This window comes from Pedobacter sp. (assembly GCF_035317785.1).
GTDB lineage: Bacteria > Bacteroidota > Bacteroidia > Sphingobacteriales > Sphingobacteriaceae > Pedobacter.
The window spans coordinates 1-17,556 of sequence record NZ_DATHGC010000398.1 but is presented as its reverse complement, the minus strand read 5'-3'; the positions used below and the strand labels follow the sequence as shown (position 1 = coordinate 17,556).

Genomic DNA, 17,556 nt, shown 5'->3' with positions numbered 1-17,556 from the left:
TTGTTATCAGCTGGCCATCACAGCAGGTATATTATTGGCATATGTTACCAATTCGTTGTTGCTGAATTATGCTGAGCATCATGTTGCTTCAGCTGCGCCGCGATTATTTGACCTCATCTATATCAGTGAAGTATGGCGGGGTATGTTCAGCATCGGTACGGTACTGGCCCTGCTGTTCCTGATCGGTTTGTTTTTCGTTCCGGAAAGTCCACGGTGGCTGATCAGGAAGGGCTTCACGGCACAGGGACTGGACATTCTTAAAAAGATCAACAACGGCAATGTGGAAGGGGTGGATACAGAGCGGGAAGACAGCAACGATATGGGCTCTTACAAGGAATTGTTTACGCCCAGGCTTCGCAAAGCTTTGCTGCTGGGTATCCTGCTGCCTTTGTTTTCGCAGCTGAGCGGGATCAATGCCATCATTTATTACGGCCCCTCTATCCTGAATGATTCGGGCATCGCACTAAGCAATTCCTTTTTAGGACAGATCATATTTGGCGTGGCCAATCTGGTTTTTACATTTATCGCCATATGGAAGGTCGACGAATGGGGCAGAAGACCGCTTTACATCGCCGGAACGATCGGCGCTACCATCAGCCTGGTGATCACCGGTATCTTGTTCTACCTGGGAATGACCAGCAGTATTTTGCTGATTGTGAGCGTAACCCTATTCCTGGCCTGTTTTGCTTTTTCTATTGGTCCGCTGAAATTTGTAGTGGCTTCAGAGATATTTCCTACAAGGATCCGTGGTAAGGCCATGGGGGTCAGTATCATGGTCATGTGGGTGGCCGATACGATCATGGGCCAGGTAACCCCGATATTATTGCGGGAAGCCGGTACGGCAGCTACCTTTTGGGTGTTCGCCTTCTTTTGCTTCGTTGCGTTCATTACGGTTTACAAGCTTTTGCCTGAAACCAAAGGCAAATCACTTGAGGAGATTGAATCCTTTTGGGGAGAGAAGAAGTAATTACTGTGCAGATGGGGGAGGGTTCTCTACTCCCCATTTTGTATTTGGCTGCCTGCCCATTATAAATTTCAGGTGCCCGCCTTTCATCAGTTCATCCCTGTACATCCAGCAGTTGTCCAGGTTCTTTCCATTAAAGGTTGCCGACTGGATATAAACATTCTCTGCTGAATTATTACTTGTGGTTATCAGCAGGGGTTTTCCGTCTCCAAGTCTTATCGATGCCACCGGAAACATCGGGCTTCCGAACTGGATAATTGGCCTCAGGTCTGTTAAACCTTTTACGTCAAACAGTCCTAATGCGGCCATGACGTACCATGAGCCCAGCTGCCCCTGGTCTTCATCTTGTCCGTAGCCATACCCGTGAATGCTTTCCGTGCCATAAAAATCATTGCAGATTGCCCGTGTCCATTTCTGCGTAAACCAGGGTTTACCTGAGAAATTGAACAGCCAGCTGACGTGCAGATTTGGCTGATTGCCATGGTTGTAATTGGATTTGATACCGGCGAAGGCATCAATTGTTTTACCACCTCCAAAGTCATTTTTCTGTGCGGTTTCGAAGATGCTGTTTAAGGCAGTATTAAATTCAGTCTGACCAATTGCTTTGATCAGTCCGTATGGGTTTTGCGGAACATAGAAACTGTACTGAACCGCATTACCTTCCTGAAAACCCCGCCAGGGCTGGAACGGATCAAATTTGCCGATAAAAGAACCGTCGGCCCTTTTGGGATGGATAAGCTTGCTTTGTGGATTCAGCAGCAAGCTCCATCCGTTGGATTTTTGAATAAAGGTGTTGTAATCGGCGGTTTTGCCCAATGATTTCGCCATCTGGGCCAGTGCGAAGGCACTATAGCTGTATTCCATGGTGTGCGAAGCAGAAAACCGGGAACCGGTAGAGTCTGTTTGATCGGCTTCAAGAAAGGGAACATACCCACGTTCCATAAAAGCCTTAACATCCAATTTTCCGGACCCTACAGGTCTGTTCTGCCAGCTGACCTCGTTTTCTTTGATGGCTTTATAAGCGAGGTCTGTGTCGTAGTCACGGATACCCGAATTGTAGGCAGCAGCTATTGCAAGGCCTACAAAATTTGTACCCACGCCGGAGGTAAATTGACCGTTGGATACACCGTCAGCAAACCAGCCTCTGTTTTTGTAGACCTCAAGCTGGGTCTGTACATAGTCTTTGTAACGTTCCGGATAAGACAGTGCCCAGAGCTGCGTCAGGTTCTAGAATGCACCCCAAATGGCATCTGTGTTGTAATAGTTGTATTTAGGTTTTCCTTGCACGTCGAGCGGTAGATGGCCTATGGAATCAGTTCCGAATTTTGGGAAATCGCCGTTGACATCATTCGCTATACCTCTGCCCAATAAAGCGTGATACAGACCTGTATAAAATTTGACCTTGTCGTTTTGGTCGGTTCCGGTTACATATAACTTGCCCAGTTCCTTTGCCCAGATCTCCTGTGCTTTTTCCTTTGCTCTGTCAAAAGTAAGTGTGCCGGCTTCTGCAGCCAGGTTTGCTTTGGCGTTTTGTGTTGAGGTATAGGACAGGCCAATCTTCAGTTCTATAATCTCTTTGTCTTCAGTTTTATATTCGAGGAACAGTCCGGCACCTTTTCCGCTGGTGCTGCTGCTGTTTTGCTGAATGCCTTTGTCGTTAAATGAACCGGTATTTCTGGGTTGCTTACTGACCTCACCAAAGAAATACATAGAAATTTTACCCCTGGGGTCGTATTTTTTGATGTACCGGGGGTAGGTAGTCACAAAACCCTCAAAATGTGTGTCATCAACCATCTTTACCGAAGCATCACGAACGATATCACTTTCTCCCTGTTTATTCCCAATATCGAGAATGATCCTGGACATTTCATTTTTCGGAAAAGTATACCGGTGGAAGCCTACCCGCTCAGTGGCAGTCAGTTCGGCGGTGATGCCGTAGTTGTCCAGCAGGACTTTATAGTATCCCGGCTGAGCCAGTTCATTCTTATGGTCAAAGGCGGAGCGGTAACCATCTTTTGGTCCATCCAGCTGCCCTGGCTTTACCCTGAGTACCCCTGTGGCCGGCATTACCGATACGCCGCCAATCTGCCACTCATGAAAGTGTACGAAACCTTCTATAGAGTTGTGCCTGGTGTCATAGCCTACAGCCTCCCAGCCGGACGGATTGCCATAATGACCATTGGTGGAGGGCGCAAGCTTGGCCATGCCATGCGGCAACGCCGCAGGCGTATAAAAGAACCATCTGCTGTGTGCCGTACCAATATTGGGATCTACATATTTCAAAACATTTTCCCGTGGTACACCGCAAGAAACGCAAATTACAGTAAGCGCTAATAAAAAATAGTGACTTATATGTATATACATTATGGGCTCATTTAAATGTTACATGTACAAACATATAACATTATTCTTCAATTTAAGAAAAACTTTTAGTCATAAGGCCTGTTTCCTAATAAAACTAAAAATGCCTGAGGGACCATCCATCGTTATTCTAAAAGAAAAGGTTAATTACCTTAAACAGAAGATTGTAGCTGAAGCATCAGGATACGCCGATCTGGAGATGGGTGCTTTTGAGCACCGGAAAATCATTGATTTTAAATCCTGGGGCAAGCATTTTTTAATTTGTTTTTCTGACTTTACCATCAGGATACATTTTGGTCTTTTTGGCAGTTATCAGCTGCATGAACCAAAAAAGTAAACCCCAAAATAGCTTTTCATTTCAATGACGATGACCTGTATTTTTATGTATGTACGGTAAAGCGTTTGGATCAGCCGCTTGATGAGGTCTATGATTGGGAAACTGACGTGATGGGGGATAGCTGGAAACCTGCTAAAGCATTGAAAAGGCTTCGCGAACTTGGCGATAAGCAGATAGCAGATGTTTTATTGGACCAGAATATTTTTAGCGGTGTGGGCAATATTATAAAAAATGAAGTGTTATACAGGTGCGGGGTACATCCGGAAAGCCTGGTTGGAAAAATTCCGGAAGCAAAGCTCAAAGCCATTGTAAAAGAATCCAGGGCCTATAGCTTTGATTTTCTGAAATGGAGAAGGAACAATGAGCTTTCCCGGCATTTCGAAGTGTATGAGCAAAAGAAAAATAAAGGATCAGGTGAACAGGTTCAGCGTAAAGAGACCGGCAAATCAAAGCGCAGCAGCTACTTTATCGAATCCGTACAGAAACTATATAAATAATTTTTACCTACTTTTGAATGCGTTGAAAATCAACTTTACGAAAACCTGCATGCCCGTTAAATATCTTTTTCCTGCTATATTTCTGATCTTATTTCAATTTTCAGCTAAAGCCAGTTTTATATTCGATGCCAATTCAGCGGCAGCCTACAAAGCCATATTTGACCTTCGGCTGAACGATGCCAGAAGATACATTGCTGAAGAAAAAAGTAAAAATCCGCAAAACGGAATCGCCATTTTGCTGGAGAACTATGTGGATTATTTTCACTTGCTGACTTCAGACAGTAAAGCAGACTACGACAAGTTCAAAGCGCGCAGATCGGACAGAATAGACGCGCTGGAAGATAACGATGAAAATTCGCCCTACTATCTTTTTGCCCAGGCAGAAATCTACCTGCAATGGGGCCTGCTCAAAGCTAAGTTCGGAGATTATACCTCCTCGACCATGGACCTGCGGAAAGCCCAGGGCCTGCTGAAAAAGAACAATGAGAAATTCAGGGATTTTCTTCCGAACCAAAAGAGCCTGGCATTGATAGAAGTAGTTTTTGGGGCAATCCCTTCAAACCTGAAAGGAATAGCCGACCTGATCGGTGTGCGGGGCAACATTGCTAAGGGGGTAAGGCAGCTGGAGGCATTCAAATCGCAGATCTCCGGGACTAAATACAGTTTTTATGATGATGAGGCCATTTTCTTGTTGTGTTTTATGGACATTGACCTCCTGCACAACCGGGGCAACTATGCCAAACTGAATTCCTATCTTAAGGAGATGAACGATAAGAGTATGCTGAAAACTTATCTGCAGGGCTATGTGGCTTTTAAGACCGGGCATAATGATATTGCCATCACCTATTTTGAAAGCATTTCTGAATCAAATCAGTATACGCCTATGCCTACTGTCCAATATTTGCTGGGCAACGCCAAGTTGTGTCGTATGGATAGCGATGCACATGTTTATCTGACCAATTACCTCAAAGCCTACCGCGGGACAAATTACATCAAGGATACTTATCTGAAACTGGCTTATCATTACCTGTTTAAAGGCGATATGCTGGGCTATGCCAATTATTTAAAGCTGGTCCGCTCCAAAGGATACGCCACTGATGAAAAAGACAAGCAGGCCCTTAAGGAGGCGAATGACGCAAAGCCAGATGCAGATCTATTGCGGGCAAGGTTTTATTTTGACGGGGGCTACTACAACAAAGCCCTGGCAGAGCTCAAAGATAAGCATCAAAATGAACTCAAGCTGCTCCGTGACCACATAGAGCTCTATTACAGGTTGGGGAGGATCTATGACCGGATGAATTCATTTAACGAGGCCATAACCAATTATCAAAAAGCCATCAATCTGGGCAGGAATGAAGCCTTTTACTATGCTGCCAACTCCGCTCTGTTTTCCGGAATGCTGTACGAGCAAAAAAAGGACAATGCAAAAGCCGCTGCTTACTACAACATGACCCTGAAGATGAAAGATCACGAATATCAAAACAGCATTGATACGCAGGCAAAAGAAGGACTAAGCAGGATTAAACAGTAGTGTATGATCAGACTGGTTCTTTGGTGAACCTGATGTTTTTTTCCATGGCCCTGCGATGATGCAGGTTTACTTTTTTCTGTAATGCTTCAAAATCAAATTCTTCGCTGTTGCCGCAGTCCAGCATATTGAAATATATGGATGGCTTTGTACTTTCAAAGTATTCGATCAGGTTGCTGCTCCAGATCAGCTGACATTTGCCCTGGATTTGCGGAACGATCTGCCTGAGGCCATCTTCAAACTGGATATGCCTGACTTGAATGCTTTCCAGATTTCCCTGCGGATAAAAAAGCAGGACATTTCCAGGAGTGGACAATACTTCAGCTGCATACTCAAAGCTTTGCTTCATGGAGCGCTTTCGTGGCTCAACTGAAAAACAACCACAGTATTTGAGCCATTTGTTCTTCTGCATCTGTTTTTTCAATACCATGATGTAGAGGCTTTTCATTGCGTCTTTCTTTTTCAGGGCTTTATGGCATAAGTAATAGGCCAGGAGCCCGTCCAGAAAACTGAAATGGTTGCACATCAGCAGGTAGGAATGATCAGGTTTGACAGCCGCATCCCTGATGACGATTTTATTGAAGCGTCTTTTGAGCAGCCAGCCGATCAGGAGGGCGCCCCACCAGAAAAAGAAGGAACTGAGTGGTCTTGCTTTGATCATGATAGAAGGGATTGGGCCAGCCTGTTTACAAAATTAAGATTGATCATTTCATGGTTTTCATCGAGTACGATCACTTCATCCGGCTTGAATTTGGAAAAGAATTTCTTTCCGATACCCGGCAGGTACATTTTGTCGTACCGGCCAAATATAAATATACTTTTGATCTTATGTAAATTGAGCAGCCTGATCAGTTTGTCTTCATCTGTTTCCAGCAGGCGCAGGTAGGTAAAACAAGCATATAAGGCAAACCTCAGCTCAGGTGTGCCGACCTCCTTGTGCAAAATGTCTCTTCCGGTCGCGTCAATGAACCTGATCCATTTAAAGAAACTGATGATCCTGATCATCGCTTTTTCACTGAGCATCAGCTTTTCGAGGATTTTATTGCCGGCTTTATTTTTGCCAAAGAACCGGATCAGGGTACCCGGATTAATGGAGGACGGAGCAGCGATAATGTATTCTTTAACCATGTCAGGCAGTTCTTCGACAACAGCTGTTGCATAGTGGGAACCCATGGAATATCCGATAACTGAAAAAGAGCGGATCTGTTCATGCTTGCAAAAAGCGAGGATCATTGCTGCAAGTTCTGCTTTTTGCAGCCCTTTTTTTACGGTAGCGAGACGCTGATCTTTTAACAGGGTCTCTTTGTGGAAAAAGAGATCAAACCCCCAGAAAGTGTATTGGTGGCCGAGTTGCGCAGTCAGCAGCTTAAACTGTTTTCCATGCATCCCAAATCCGTGAAAGCACAGCATATGGCGCGGTCCGCTGCCAGATTTATAGTAGTGCAGCTTTACAAACTGGTCTTCAAAGTAGTGTTCTGTCATTTCAGTTCAGCAATGGCTATCGCCCAGGCATAATCACCATCGTGTGACAGTGTTAAACTGACCCGGAATGGATTTGCAGGGCTGTGGTGAAACACGACATGGGGACGGCCACCGATCTTTTCCCGGATGATCTCAATTTTTAACCAGGGCAAGGTCGAGGGATCGATCTGTTTGATGGCTTTGTATACAGCTTCCTTTGCTGCCCAGGTAGAGGCATACCGGAGCAATGCATCTTCAAATCGATCACAGTAAGCGATCTCTGCTGCGGTATATGTTTTGCTTTTGAACAGCGGGTTCAGCGAATGTTTAAAATCAGGAATGAACACCAGGTCATTGCCCACGGCAAATCTCTGACCTGCGGTCAATCCTTCAATTGATTTCAACAGTTCACTATTCATCGATTGCGACCCCCATGATGTTAAATCCTCCGTCAACGAAATGGATGTTGCCGGTTACTCGTTTTGACAGGTCTGAAAAATAGTACAATGCGGAATTGCCTACATCCCCGGCATCTATATTGCCCAGGGGAGCAGTAACCTTGCCCATTTTACGAAGTTTGCGTACCCCGTTTATTCCACCCGCGGAGGTGGTCATGACCAGTCCCGCTGATAGTGCATTTACCCTTATTTTCTTAGCCCTGAAGTGGCTCGCCAGGTAAAGTACGATGTTTTCGAGGGCAGCCTTGTTGATAGACATTCCCGCATATCCCGGGAATACACGCTGAGAGGCATTGTAGGTCAGTGTCAATATGGAAGCATGATCTGCAAGGAAAGGCTCTGCCACACGCGCGATCCTAAGCAGTGAATAGGCGCTGATATCAAAAGAATCCATGAAATCTTCGAAAGGGATATCGATATAACTAGGGGCCGGTATATCACTACCCGGAAAGCTGTAGCACATGACCTGCTGACTGCCAAACGCCACCCCATGCAGGATATAATCGATTGGGCCAAGTTCTGCATGGATGTACTGTATGAATGCGGTGATCTGCGCCTCATCTCTGACATCAACATGCATAGCGAGCTTTTGAGGGATACCCAGTTCATCCAGCAGGTACAATACGTTTAGTTTGGTATCGTCTACGTAGCTCAGCGCAATCTTACATCCGGACTGGTGGAGTTTGACCGCAACATCATAAGCGATGGAACTGTCATTTCTAACCCCGAAAATAACGGCGACTTTATTTTTATTGTCAATCATTTCTACTGGTGTTTTGAGATGGACATTGCACTATTGGTGCCGCCAAAACCGTAGTTTAAACAAACGATCTGGTTGATCTCCTTGTGTACTATTTCTTTTGAGATCAGGTGCCTGTATCCTTCAAGAGGTTTTTCAGGCCCTTCCCATTCAGGTGATTTTTGAAAGTTTTCCAGTTCCGGATTCAACACGTCTGAATTGAGGCAGGGCAATACCTGCTGCTTTTCAAGCATCAATATGGAGGTAATGAGTTCTACAGCCCCGGCTGCACCCAGCATATGGCCAAATTGTGATTTCGGAGCAGAGATATGGTAACTCTCTTCACCCATAATGTCGACAACACTCAGCAGCTCAATGGCATCCCCGACAGGGGTTGAGGTGCCGTGGACCTTTACTACTTCCGGTTTAATCTGCAGGTCGCTGATGAGCCCCTTCCACAGTCGTTTCTGACCGGAGAAAGAAGGAAAGAACATATTGCCCGCACCGTCAGAATTGTTGTGGTAATTGTCGATCACAGCAAGGATCTTCGCGCCCCTGGCTTTGGCCATTTCATATTCTTCCAATGCTACGATGCCGCATCCGAATGAACAGACAAAACCGTTTCTGCTGGTGTCAAAAGGGCGGGAGCTTTCGGCGGCGGTAAAACCTTTGCTCAGGACCTGCATGGCATCAAAGCCAATAAACGTTTCCAGCGAGGTTCCTTCCACTCCGCCGGCCACAACACGATCCTGGATGCCAAATTTGATCAGCCGGTAAGCGTAGCCAATATTGCCGAGGCCTGTTGCACAGGCAGAACCGATGGCTTCGCAAACCCCTTTATTTTTTATCAGACAAGAAACATTGGCGGCATCCCGGTAGACCATTGCCCTGTCCACAGTATGTGAACCCGCAATTCTGGTTTTACGTTTTAATTCGAAGAAGTTGTGCCAGGCTGTTCTTAAGATCACATGACCCGCACCACCTGATCCGATGACGACACCTGTTTCTTCCGATTCTGTTTCGGCATTTGTCCAGCCAGCCATTTTTATGGCCTCCTGTGACCCGATCATAGACCAGATACTGCCCACATCAGCTGTAGATAAATTGCCGTCCGGAATTCTGCCGAGGTGATCAATATAAGTTTCAGGATATCCTGCAGCAAGGGTAGAGTAGATCGCTTCAAGGCCCATTTCAGCCTCTGTAATATAACCGGAAACTGTAGAGCGGATATTTTTTCCATGTGCCATGGCTTCATCCCAATCCCTGATCAGGCTTTCACCGGCAAATAGTTTTTGTTTGAACTCATTCAGATCCTTACAGTTAGGGAATGCTCCGCCCATACCTACTATCGCTACTCTTCTTCCTTCTGCAGCCATCGCTATGCCCTTTCTTTAGTTCTGATGATGAGGTCAACAATATCTTTAACCGTTGATCCCAGGTCGTCGATGTCATCATCTTCAAACTCGACATCAAACTTCTGCTCGGCTTTCGCAGCGATATTGATCATTTCTGTTGACGGGGTTTTGAGGTCTGCTATGAAATCTGTTTCTTCGGTTACGTTTTGCAGTTTTTCCTGGTCTATTGTTCTTACGGTCTTTAAGATCTCTACTAATCCGTCAATAATTTCTTGTCTTTCCATATGGGGTTATCTTGTTATTTTATCTCTTTTCATTCCTTTTCCGGTTACCTCAAACAGCTCTGCGATCAGCGTGAAGCCTTCACCCAGCTCATAATTTAGAAACTGTTCCTTAGTATAATTGCTAAAATACGCATCAAGGTCCAAACCTTTAGGTACTTTGTAAATTCTGCCGTCACAGGTCATTTGTCTGAACTTGTAGAAAGTGATCTTTCCCATGCTGATGAACACATCGCCCTCTTCGAGATAGCTTCTGAAATTGACCTGTCCAATACTGATAAACAGCGGAATAAAATTGGCTTTAAGGTATTCAGGATCACATTTTTGCTTGATGCATTCTAAAAAGCCGCTGCAGGATACGATGGTGGCCTGGGCAAATGCCTCGATCTGATCTACACCCCTGAAAACTCCGAAGTGATCTTCTACATCTCTTGCGGTAGGGGAATAGCTGGCCACAATCCCGGTATCAGGCAAATGCCAGTGGTAAGCATTTAAAAGTGTTTTTTTTGGTCCGTGGATTAGTAAACCTGCCGGGGATATTCCTAAAAGGTTATTCATATATAGTGTATCTTGATCAGGCCAGGCCTCCGTTAATGTGAATATTTGTCCCGTTGATATAAGCGGACTGCTCGGATAACAGAAAAGAAATCAATTCTGCGACATCTTCTGCTTTACCAAATCTTTTTGACGGGATCATTTTTAAATACTTTTCCTTTTCTTTTTCCGGTAGCTTATCCGTCATATCGGTTTCTATGAAACCGGGGGATATGCTGAGTACCCTGATGTTATGTTCTTCATTCAAAGCAGCGGCCTCTTGTGCCAGCGACCTGGAGAGCGCAACTAAGCCTGCTTTTGTGGAGGCGTATACTGCCTGGAATGCATTGCCTGTTTCACCAACTACCGAACTGATGTTGATGATCACGCCCATCTTACTAAGGCTAAAAATCTTCATGGCAGTTTTGCAGATCATGATCGGGGCCCTCAGGTTGACATTTAGCATGGCATCTATAGCCTTTTCCGGCTGAAATATCAGTGAGTTGTCGAAGGTAACACCTGCATTGTTGATGACACCATAAAGCTGGCCGCCATGTTCTTTTTTTAATTGCTTGCAAAAATCGGATACCTGTTCAGGATTTGAAAGATCAGCACATAAGATATGACTGTTTGGAAGGGTTGTGGTAAAGCTTTCTTTGCTTGACGCATGCAGGATCAGTTCATATTGCGAAGAAAGTTTCCTAGATATTGCTAAACCAAGACCTCTGCTAGCTCCGGTTATTAATATCTTTTTATTCGTCATGTAGCGTTTTAATTTATCAATAACTAATGGTTAAATATGCTTATTTTTTTTAAATTATGTAGTAAAGATTTCTAAATAGCGTCTTTGACCGCCTCAAATTCGGTGTCAATTGCCAGTGCTGCCTTATTTTTCGAGGCAGCAACTGCAAGTACATCACAACGTTCGTTTTCCGGATGGTTGTTGTGGCCTTTTACCCAAACGAAATTCACATAATGCAGTTTATAGACGTTGAGGAACTGTATCCAGAGATCTTTGTTTTTTTTGCCCTTGAAGCCGGTCTTTACCCAGCCAAATACCCATTTTTTCTCTACAGAGTCGATCACATATTTAGAATCAGAGAAAATCGTTACTTCTTGTCCATGCGCTTTTAAGGCCTTCAGCCCTACAATCACCGCAAGGAGTTCCATCCTGTTATTTGTGGTGAGCCTGAAGCCGCCACTGATCTCTTTATAGTGCTGACCGGACCTTAAAATAACTCCGTATCCTCCCGGGCCGGGATTTCCGCTAGCTGCTCCGTCAGTATAAATTTCGATCATATGTACGCAAATCTAGCTTTTTAAGCGTTAAATGCAATTTTCTGTATCCATTTAATACTAAAACAGAAAGTAAACCAACTGAAATTTAATCGGTTAAAAGAAATCGTAAAGCAAAATTTAAAAATATTTGAATAAAATGTTTTAAATCGTACTTTTGTAGCGTTGAAAAAACACGGTGGTTGTAGCTCAGTTGGTTAGAGTATTGGTTTGTGGTGCCGAGGGTCGTGGGTTCGAGCCCCATCAGCCACCCAGGTTTTAAAGCAGTTCTGAAAAGAGCTGCTTTTTTTGTTTGCGATCATCCTCCCAAGCCAACTTCTATAGTTCCGGTTTTTTGTTTAGACGATGGAACAGTCTCTATAGTATCACCGCTGCTAAGGAAGGTAACTTAGAGAATAATCCGTACCTGCCAGCTCAGATTAAATAAAATGATAAAGAAATACCACACTACCCGTGTAAGCAGGTTTCGGCTGATCTTTGATGATCAGTGTGGCTTCAATAATCACTTTGGTAACTCCTCTCAAATTTGCTATTGACTTAAGTTTAGCCTTTAGCTGGATTTCACTGTCTACCAGGACCGCCTGGCCAAATTTGAAACTCTCAATACCATAGTTTATTTCCATTTTAATGTTGCGGACATCTGCAATCTGCTTCCATAAGTATGGAATTAATGACAAAGTTAAATAGCCATGTGCGATGGTGGCTTTAAACGGTCCCTCAGCTTCAGCCTTTTCCTTGTCTACATGTATCCACTGATGATCCAACGTTGCATCAGCAAATTTATTAATCTGTTCCTGATCTATTTTATGCCAATTAGAAACACCTATTTCTTTGCCTAAAAGCGACGCATATTCTTCAAAACTGTTGATTATCAGCATATTTTTTTGTTATCGGTTAAACCAATCCGGAAAAAAACCATTTCTTCCTTAACCAGCCATTCATAAATATATAAGTTTTAGCTTAATTCACTAAGAGAAAGACATATTTTTCTCTTCAGCAACATCAGGACAAAACCTGAACATGGCCTGGTGATGGCAGCTGGCCTGAGCATCTTTAAATTCCGGGAGACCTTAAGGATGACACCGGGACTCAGCGGATCATCAACACCCAGTCATGTAAACCGGCTGGCGGGGTAAACTTCCGGATTCCTTTAAAAGTGATCTTGTCTTTCTGTCGTATTATTCCTGTAGCAGGTTCGAGCCAGCTCGCTGTCAGCCGCCTGGCTTTATATTTACTTAAATCTATGGAAAGTGTTCTCGGACCTGGAAGGTAAGACACAGAGAAACTTCCGTCATTGGCAATAGCCGTCGTTGAATAATCATTAACAGCGAAATCACCATTTCCGGAAACCGCAATGGCTTTATTAGAATCCGGCACCAGTTTTTCCCACCTGAGTGCGTTGAAAAGGTTGTAGAAATGCTTCAGAGATGCCGCACCTGGCAGATCCAAATGTTTTCTCCAGTCGGGGCCGCAGGTCCATAGCGGTGAGCCGTATGCGTTACCCATACTGCCGCCAAGCACTGCCCAGTAGGCCTGTTTTCTCACCTGCAATGCCGATCCCCAGGCATCATGCTCACCCTCATAGGTGGATTCTCCAAGGATAAATGCTTTTAAAGGCGTTTTATTGTATTCCTTCCAGGATACTTCATATACATCAGGCTGATTCTGTGTCCAGGCCTTATTGAAGCCTCTGAAATAGGTATATACCATACTGAAATCAAGCCATGTTTCTCCAGGCAGTACATCTGTGCTGGAATGCGAAGATGAGGCGTGGTAAGTGATCAGCTGTTTAGGCGTATATTTTTTAATTCCCAGGGCAAGTTGTCTGTAATTTTCTCTGTCAGTGCCCGGATCATTGTCACCACCCATAATCCACAGCAGGTTCTTGTATTTGCCGAAGCGCTGGCCAAGATAAGTGCCAAACTTATAATTGCCTTCAGGTTTATTGGCTGCCATCGCTTTGTCCTTCCCTGCCCAGCCTTCACCGCAGCATCCCGCCCACAGCGGGGCGATCGCCAATACCAATCCAATGGAGTCTGCCTTTTTGATTATCCATTCTACATGATCAAAATATTCAGGATTTGGTGTGGTAAAATCGTTTGCGTTTAAGAATGGTTTTTGGCCATAGCGGTTTACCGGAGTTTCTTTATTAAAATTTGCAAATCCGGTCAGCATGATCTGCTCCACGTTAAATCCCTGCGCCTGTCTGCGTATCAGGCATTCCAGCGCTTCCTCCTTTGTCAGTTTCAGGAACAGCATCCAGGCCGTATCACCATTATACAAAAAATATTTGCCATTCTGATCAGTTAAGTGACGCTTATCCTTTGATACCACTAAAGGGAATCTGTAGTCTTTACGCTGCGCAAAGGCGATATTGGAGATCAGAAACAACAATAATAAAACAGGTATTTTCATTGCTTTAAATTACTAAATTATCTGCTAACCTCTGTGCCAGCCGCGCGCGAAAGCGGGTTTTTTGTCTAACATTTATGTGATGAATGTTTTTTGCAAAACATTAATGATAAATTGCAGGTGGATAACACAAAAGAAAAATAATTGACACATGTATAATATGAAAAGAATTTGCTTCTTCCTGATGCTCGCGTCCGGACTCACATTTCCCCCGGCCAGGGCACAGGATGCCGTTAAATCCGACGTTACGGCCGAAAAACTATATGAGGGCAATGGCCTGAAAAATCCATGGGGCATGGTCTGGCTGCCTGATGGCCGCTTGCTGATCACTGATCGCTCCGGTGAAATCCTGGTGTTTAAGAACAATAAATTTACCGGGGAAAAACTTATTGGCGTACCTAAAGTAGTTGCCAAAGGACAGGGCGGCCTGATGGACATTAAATTGCATCCCGATTATAAAAAGAATGGCTGGATCTACATCACCTTTTCAAAGCCGGTAGGCGATCTTGCTTCCACAGCTGTGGTAAGGTTCAAACTGAAAGGCAACCAGATCATTGACAAGCAGGATGTTTTTGAAGCCAAGCCGGCACTTAAAGCAGATTTCCACTTTGGAAGCAGAGTGGTGTTTGATAAAGACAAATACCTGTTTGTAAGTGTGGGAGAAAGAGGAACACAGCCAAAGGTCTGGGAACTGGACAATGACCACGGTAAGGTTCACCGTATCTTTGACGATGGGCGTGTCCCGACAGATAATCCTTTTGTGGGAAAAGAGGGCGCACACGGCTCTATCTGGACCTATGGCCACCGCAACCCGCAGGGAATGGTTTACGATGCGGTCAATGACAGGATCTGGGAAGTGGAGCACGGACCTAAAGGCGGAGATGAGCTGAACCTTATCGAAAAAGGCAAAAACTATGGCTGGCCTAAGGCATCTTACGGGATCAACTATGATGGTACCATATTGACACCAGATAAAGAACTGCCGGGTGTAGAAAATCCTAAACACTATTGGGTGCCCTCAATCGGTCCATGCGGTTTAAGCATTGTGACCGGGGACAAATATCCTGGCTGGAAAGGTAATCTGCTGGTCAGTGCACTTGCATATTCCCTGCTCAATAAGGTTACCCTCGACGGCACTGCATTTAAATCTGAAGAAAGGATGTTCCAGGGGACGGGCCGTTTCAGGTACGCCACGGAAGGTCCGGACGGCTATATCTACGTGCTTACAGAAGGGGCTACAGGCACATTGCTGAGACTGATTCCTAAGAAATAAGTCGGCCAAAAAGCTAATTTTTAAAAGCCCGGGAGCCCATTAGGCTTGCGGGCTTTTTTATAATCTCTCAAATTCGTAAATTAGAATGCTGATATTTTTTATAATCTCCGGGTGATATTTGATTTAAAACCGCCACATACTATTAAAAGCTTAAGATGAATCCAATGATCGTTGACGAAAAACAGCAGCCGGACAGAGAAGCAATGTTTATGTCGCTTTATCTGGAAGCCTTTCCGGCCGTTGCCAGGCACATCAGCAAAATGGGCGGCACATTTGAAGAAGCAAAAGATGTTTTCCAGGATGCACTGCTGATCTATTATGAAAAGACCAGGTTAGCTAAGATAGCGCTGAAGCAGGGGGAGAAGGCTTACCTGTTCGGTATCGCCAGGCACCTTTGGAACAAGCGCTATAAAGAAAACAGCAAAGAAGTCTCTCTTGATCAATTGGATGATGGTTTGGATGAAAATCAGGGTCTTGCCGATTCACCATATGAAGAAATATCCTCCATCAGGCTGCTCAATCTGCTTGCCAAAGCAGGAGAAAAATGTATGCGGCTGCTGAGCGCATTTTACTATGAAAATCTGGACATGGAAACTTTGGCCAGACGGTTTGGCTTTTCGGGCGCACGATCGGCAACGGCCCAAAAGTTCAAATGTCTCGAAAAAGTGAAAGAAACAGTTAAACAAAGAGCCCTGCAATATGAAGACATCATCGAATGAGACCCGTTTGATTGAAGCGCACTTGCTGGGCAAAACTCCTGCAGAAGAGCGCCTGCTGTTTGAAGCCAGGCTGATTTTACAGCCGGACTTAAAGCAAAATATGTACTGGCAGCAGAAAACCTATCATCTGGTGCAGCTTTACGGAAGGCAGCAGCTCAAAAAAGAAATAGAACAGGTGCACCAGGCGCTTTTCTCTCCTGCAACACCCCATCAATCGTTCAGACAGAAGATCCTGAAACTGTTCGGCCGATAGGCAATCCGCTTTAATTAATGATTCAATATAATACCTCAAAAAGAGGTACAGGCAGCGCTATGCGCAATATTTAAATAGACATCAGACCCTATGAACACTAATGAATTTCGTCTTTACGCAGTAAAGCACCACAGAATCAGCAGCAGCTACCTCAACGACTACATCTCCCGTACATCAGCACATGCAGACCCCAGGGCCATGACACCTTACATCATAGAAGAACGCCAGCTGAATGTAGCCCAAATGGATGTATTTTCCCGCCTGATGATGGACAGGGTGATCTTTATCGGAGAACCCATAGACGACAGGATTGCCAATGTGATCCAGGCGCAACTGCTTTTCCTGCAGTCGGCAGACGCTGCTAAGGACATACAGTTGTACATCAATTCGCCGGGCGGCTCAGTTTATGCCGGGCTGGGCATTTACGACACGATGCAGTACATCTCCCCCGATGTAGCTACCATTTGTACCGGAGTCGCTTTGTCTATGGCATCGGTGCTTTTGTGTGCAGGAGCAGCAGGCAAACGCTCAGCACTTAAACATTCCAGGGTGATGATCCACCAGACATCCGGCGGGACACAGGGAACAGCCGCAGACATGGACATCAGCATCAGGGAAGTACTGAAAATCCAGAAAGAGCTGTATCAGATTATCGCCAGACATAGCAGACAGGACTACGATAAGATCAATGACCTTGCAGGACGCGATTACTGGATGACCGCGCCGGAAGCTCAGAAATTTGGTATGATCGATGAAGTTCTGAGCTGATTTTTTACAGGTCCAGGTAGAAGTAAAAGGTTGAGCCGAGCCCTTCCTTGCTTTCTACCTGGATCTTACTGTTGTGATAACGCAGGATCTCCGATGCCAGGAATAACCCGATGCCAAAACCTGAGATAGACCTCAGCTTATCATTATTTACCCTGTAGAACCGCTCAAACAACCTTTGCTGGTCGGCATGGCTGATGCCCACGCCTTCATCACTAACGTAGATTTTTACTTTTCTCTGCTTCACGGTGCAGCCAAGTGTGATGGTGCCGCCTCCCGGAGAATATTTGATGGCATTACTGAGCAAGTTCATCAGTACGTGG

The 17,556-nt window shown here is 44.9% G+C and carries 20 protein-coding genes, 1 tRNA gene and 1 pseudogene; 9 read left to right on the top strand and 13 right to left on the bottom strand.

Going from position 1 to position 17,556, the window contains the following annotated elements; translation table 11 throughout:
* Window positions 1–967: sugar porter family MFS transporter (locus VK541_RS25215; protein WP_324373414.1), on the top strand; the 967-nt coding region annotated here is incomplete at its 5' end.
* On the opposite strand, the pseudogene VK541_RS25210 reads toward VK541_RS25215, so the two are convergent.
* A pseudogene (locus VK541_RS25210) lies at window positions 968–3,328 on the bottom strand (GH92 family glycosyl hydrolase).
* 100 nt (window positions 3,329–3,428) lie between these two features.
* On the opposite strand from VK541_RS25210, the gene VK541_RS25205 reads away from it, so the two are divergent.
* From VK541_RS25205 to VK541_RS25195, 3 genes are all read left to right on the top strand, one after another.
* Window positions 3,429–3,662 carry a hypothetical protein gene (locus tag VK541_RS25205; RefSeq protein ID WP_324373413.1) on the top strand — a complete coding sequence of 78 codons (234 nt, stop codon included), beginning with the start codon at window positions 3,429–3,431 and terminating at the stop codon, window positions 3,660–3,662.
* A gap of 65 nt (window positions 3,663–3,727) precedes the next feature.
* The gene (locus VK541_RS25200) at window positions 3,728–4,159 is read left to right on the top strand and encodes a hypothetical protein (RefSeq protein ID WP_324373412.1); all 432 of its coding nucleotides are present in this window, start codon (window positions 3,728–3,730) and stop codon (window positions 4,157–4,159) included.
* 49 nt (window positions 4,160–4,208) lie between these two features.
* Window positions 4,209–5,690, top strand: coding sequence for a tetratricopeptide repeat protein (locus tag VK541_RS25195; RefSeq protein WP_324373411.1), 1,482 nt, complete (start codon window positions 4,209–4,211; stop codon window positions 5,688–5,690).
* A 7-nt stretch (window positions 5,691–5,697) separates the two neighbouring features.
* Here the strand turns inward: VK541_RS25195 and VK541_RS25190 are convergent, their stop codons facing one another.
* The 9 genes from VK541_RS25190 to rnhA form a co-directional block, all read right to left on the bottom strand.
* A complete protein-coding gene (locus VK541_RS25190) occupies window positions 5,698–6,348 on the bottom strand; it encodes a lysophospholipid acyltransferase family protein (RefSeq protein WP_324373409.1) in 651 nt (216 codons plus the stop codon).
* On the bottom strand, window positions 6,345–7,169 hold the full coding sequence (locus VK541_RS25185; protein ID WP_324373408.1) for an alpha/beta hydrolase: 825 nt from the start codon (window positions 7,167–7,169) through the stop codon (window positions 6,345–6,347). Before VK541_RS25185 ends, VK541_RS25190 begins: the two co-directional genes overlap by 4 nt.
* On the bottom strand, window positions 7,166–7,567 hold the full coding sequence (locus VK541_RS25180) for a holo-ACP synthase (RefSeq protein ID WP_324373407.1): 402 nt from the start codon (window positions 7,565–7,567) through the stop codon (window positions 7,166–7,168). Before VK541_RS25180 ends, VK541_RS25185 begins: the two co-directional genes overlap by 4 nt.
* A complete protein-coding gene (locus tag VK541_RS25175) occupies window positions 7,560–8,369 on the bottom strand; it encodes an enoyl-ACP reductase FabI (protein WP_324373406.1) in 810 nt (269 codons plus the stop codon). The genes VK541_RS25180 and VK541_RS25175 overlap by 8 nt, the downstream gene beginning before the upstream one ends.
* Window positions 8,370–8,371: 2 nt before the next feature.
* The gene (locus tag VK541_RS25170; protein ID WP_324373405.1) at window positions 8,372–9,721 is read right to left on the bottom strand and encodes a beta-ketoacyl-[acyl-carrier-protein] synthase family protein; all 1,350 of its coding nucleotides are present in this window, start codon (window positions 9,719–9,721) and stop codon (window positions 8,372–8,374) included.
* Between the two features lie 2 nt (window positions 9,722–9,723).
* The gene (locus tag VK541_RS25165; RefSeq protein WP_324373404.1) at window positions 9,724–9,984 is read right to left on the bottom strand and encodes a phosphopantetheine-binding protein; all 261 of its coding nucleotides are present in this window, start codon (window positions 9,982–9,984) and stop codon (window positions 9,724–9,726) included.
* Between the two features lie 6 nt (window positions 9,985–9,990).
* Complete coding sequence (locus tag VK541_RS25160; RefSeq protein ID WP_324373403.1) at window positions 9,991–10,539, bottom strand: hypothetical protein; 549 nt, start codon at window positions 10,537–10,539, stop codon at window positions 9,991–9,993.
* Window positions 10,540–10,555: 16 nt separating this feature from the next.
* Window positions 10,556–11,278: an SDR family oxidoreductase gene (locus tag VK541_RS25155; protein ID WP_324373402.1), complete on the bottom strand. Its 723-nt coding sequence runs from the start codon at window positions 11,276–11,278 to the stop codon at window positions 10,556–10,558.
* Window positions 11,279–11,349: 71 nt separating this feature from the next.
* Window positions 11,350–11,814, bottom strand: a complete 465-nt coding sequence (gene rnhA, locus VK541_RS25150; protein ID WP_324373401.1) for a ribonuclease HI — start codon at window positions 11,812–11,814, stop codon at window positions 11,350–11,352.
* A gap of 175 nt (window positions 11,815–11,989) precedes the next feature.
* On the opposite strand from rnhA, the gene VK541_RS25145 reads away from it, so the two are divergent.
* Window positions 11,990–12,063 (top strand) — tRNA-His (locus VK541_RS25145).
* A gap of 167 nt (window positions 12,064–12,230) precedes the next feature.
* On the opposite strand, the gene VK541_RS25140 is transcribed toward VK541_RS25145, so the two are convergent.
* The gene (locus VK541_RS25140; RefSeq protein WP_324373399.1) at window positions 12,231–12,689 is read right to left on the bottom strand and encodes a MaoC family dehydratase; all 459 of its coding nucleotides are present in this window, start codon (window positions 12,687–12,689) and stop codon (window positions 12,231–12,233) included.
* A 211-nt stretch (window positions 12,690–12,900) separates the two neighbouring features.
* Entirely contained in the window at window positions 12,901–14,226 is a 1,326-nt protein-coding gene (locus tag VK541_RS25135; RefSeq protein WP_324373398.1) for a DUF4038 domain-containing protein, read from the bottom strand.
* Between the two features lie 157 nt (window positions 14,227–14,383).
* Here VK541_RS25135 and VK541_RS25130 point away from each other — a divergent pair, with 157 nt between their 5' ends.
* From VK541_RS25130 to VK541_RS25115, 4 genes are all read left to right on the top strand, one after another.
* Window positions 14,384–15,496 (top strand): PQQ-dependent sugar dehydrogenase, encoded by a 1,113-nt coding sequence (locus VK541_RS25130; protein ID WP_324373397.1) that lies wholly within the window; start codon window positions 14,384–14,386, stop codon window positions 15,494–15,496.
* 155 nt (window positions 15,497–15,651) lie between these two features.
* Window positions 15,652–16,215 (top strand): sigma-70 family RNA polymerase sigma factor, encoded by a 564-nt coding sequence (locus VK541_RS25125; protein WP_324373396.1) that lies wholly within the window; start codon window positions 15,652–15,654, stop codon window positions 16,213–16,215.
* Complete coding sequence (locus tag VK541_RS25120; RefSeq protein ID WP_324373395.1) at window positions 16,196–16,468, top strand: hypothetical protein; 273 nt, start codon at window positions 16,196–16,198, stop codon at window positions 16,466–16,468. Before VK541_RS25125 ends, VK541_RS25120 begins: the two co-directional genes overlap by 20 nt.
* Window positions 16,469–16,558: 90 nt before the next feature.
* Window positions 16,559–17,236: an ATP-dependent Clp protease proteolytic subunit gene (locus VK541_RS25115; protein WP_324373394.1), complete on the top strand. Its 678-nt coding sequence runs from the start codon at window positions 16,559–16,561 to the stop codon at window positions 17,234–17,236.
* 4 nt (window positions 17,237–17,240) lie between these two features.
* On the opposite strand, the gene VK541_RS25110 is transcribed toward VK541_RS25115, so the two are convergent.
* Window positions 17,241–17,556: sensor histidine kinase (locus VK541_RS25110; RefSeq protein WP_324373392.1), on the bottom strand; the 316-nt coding region annotated here is incomplete at its 5' end.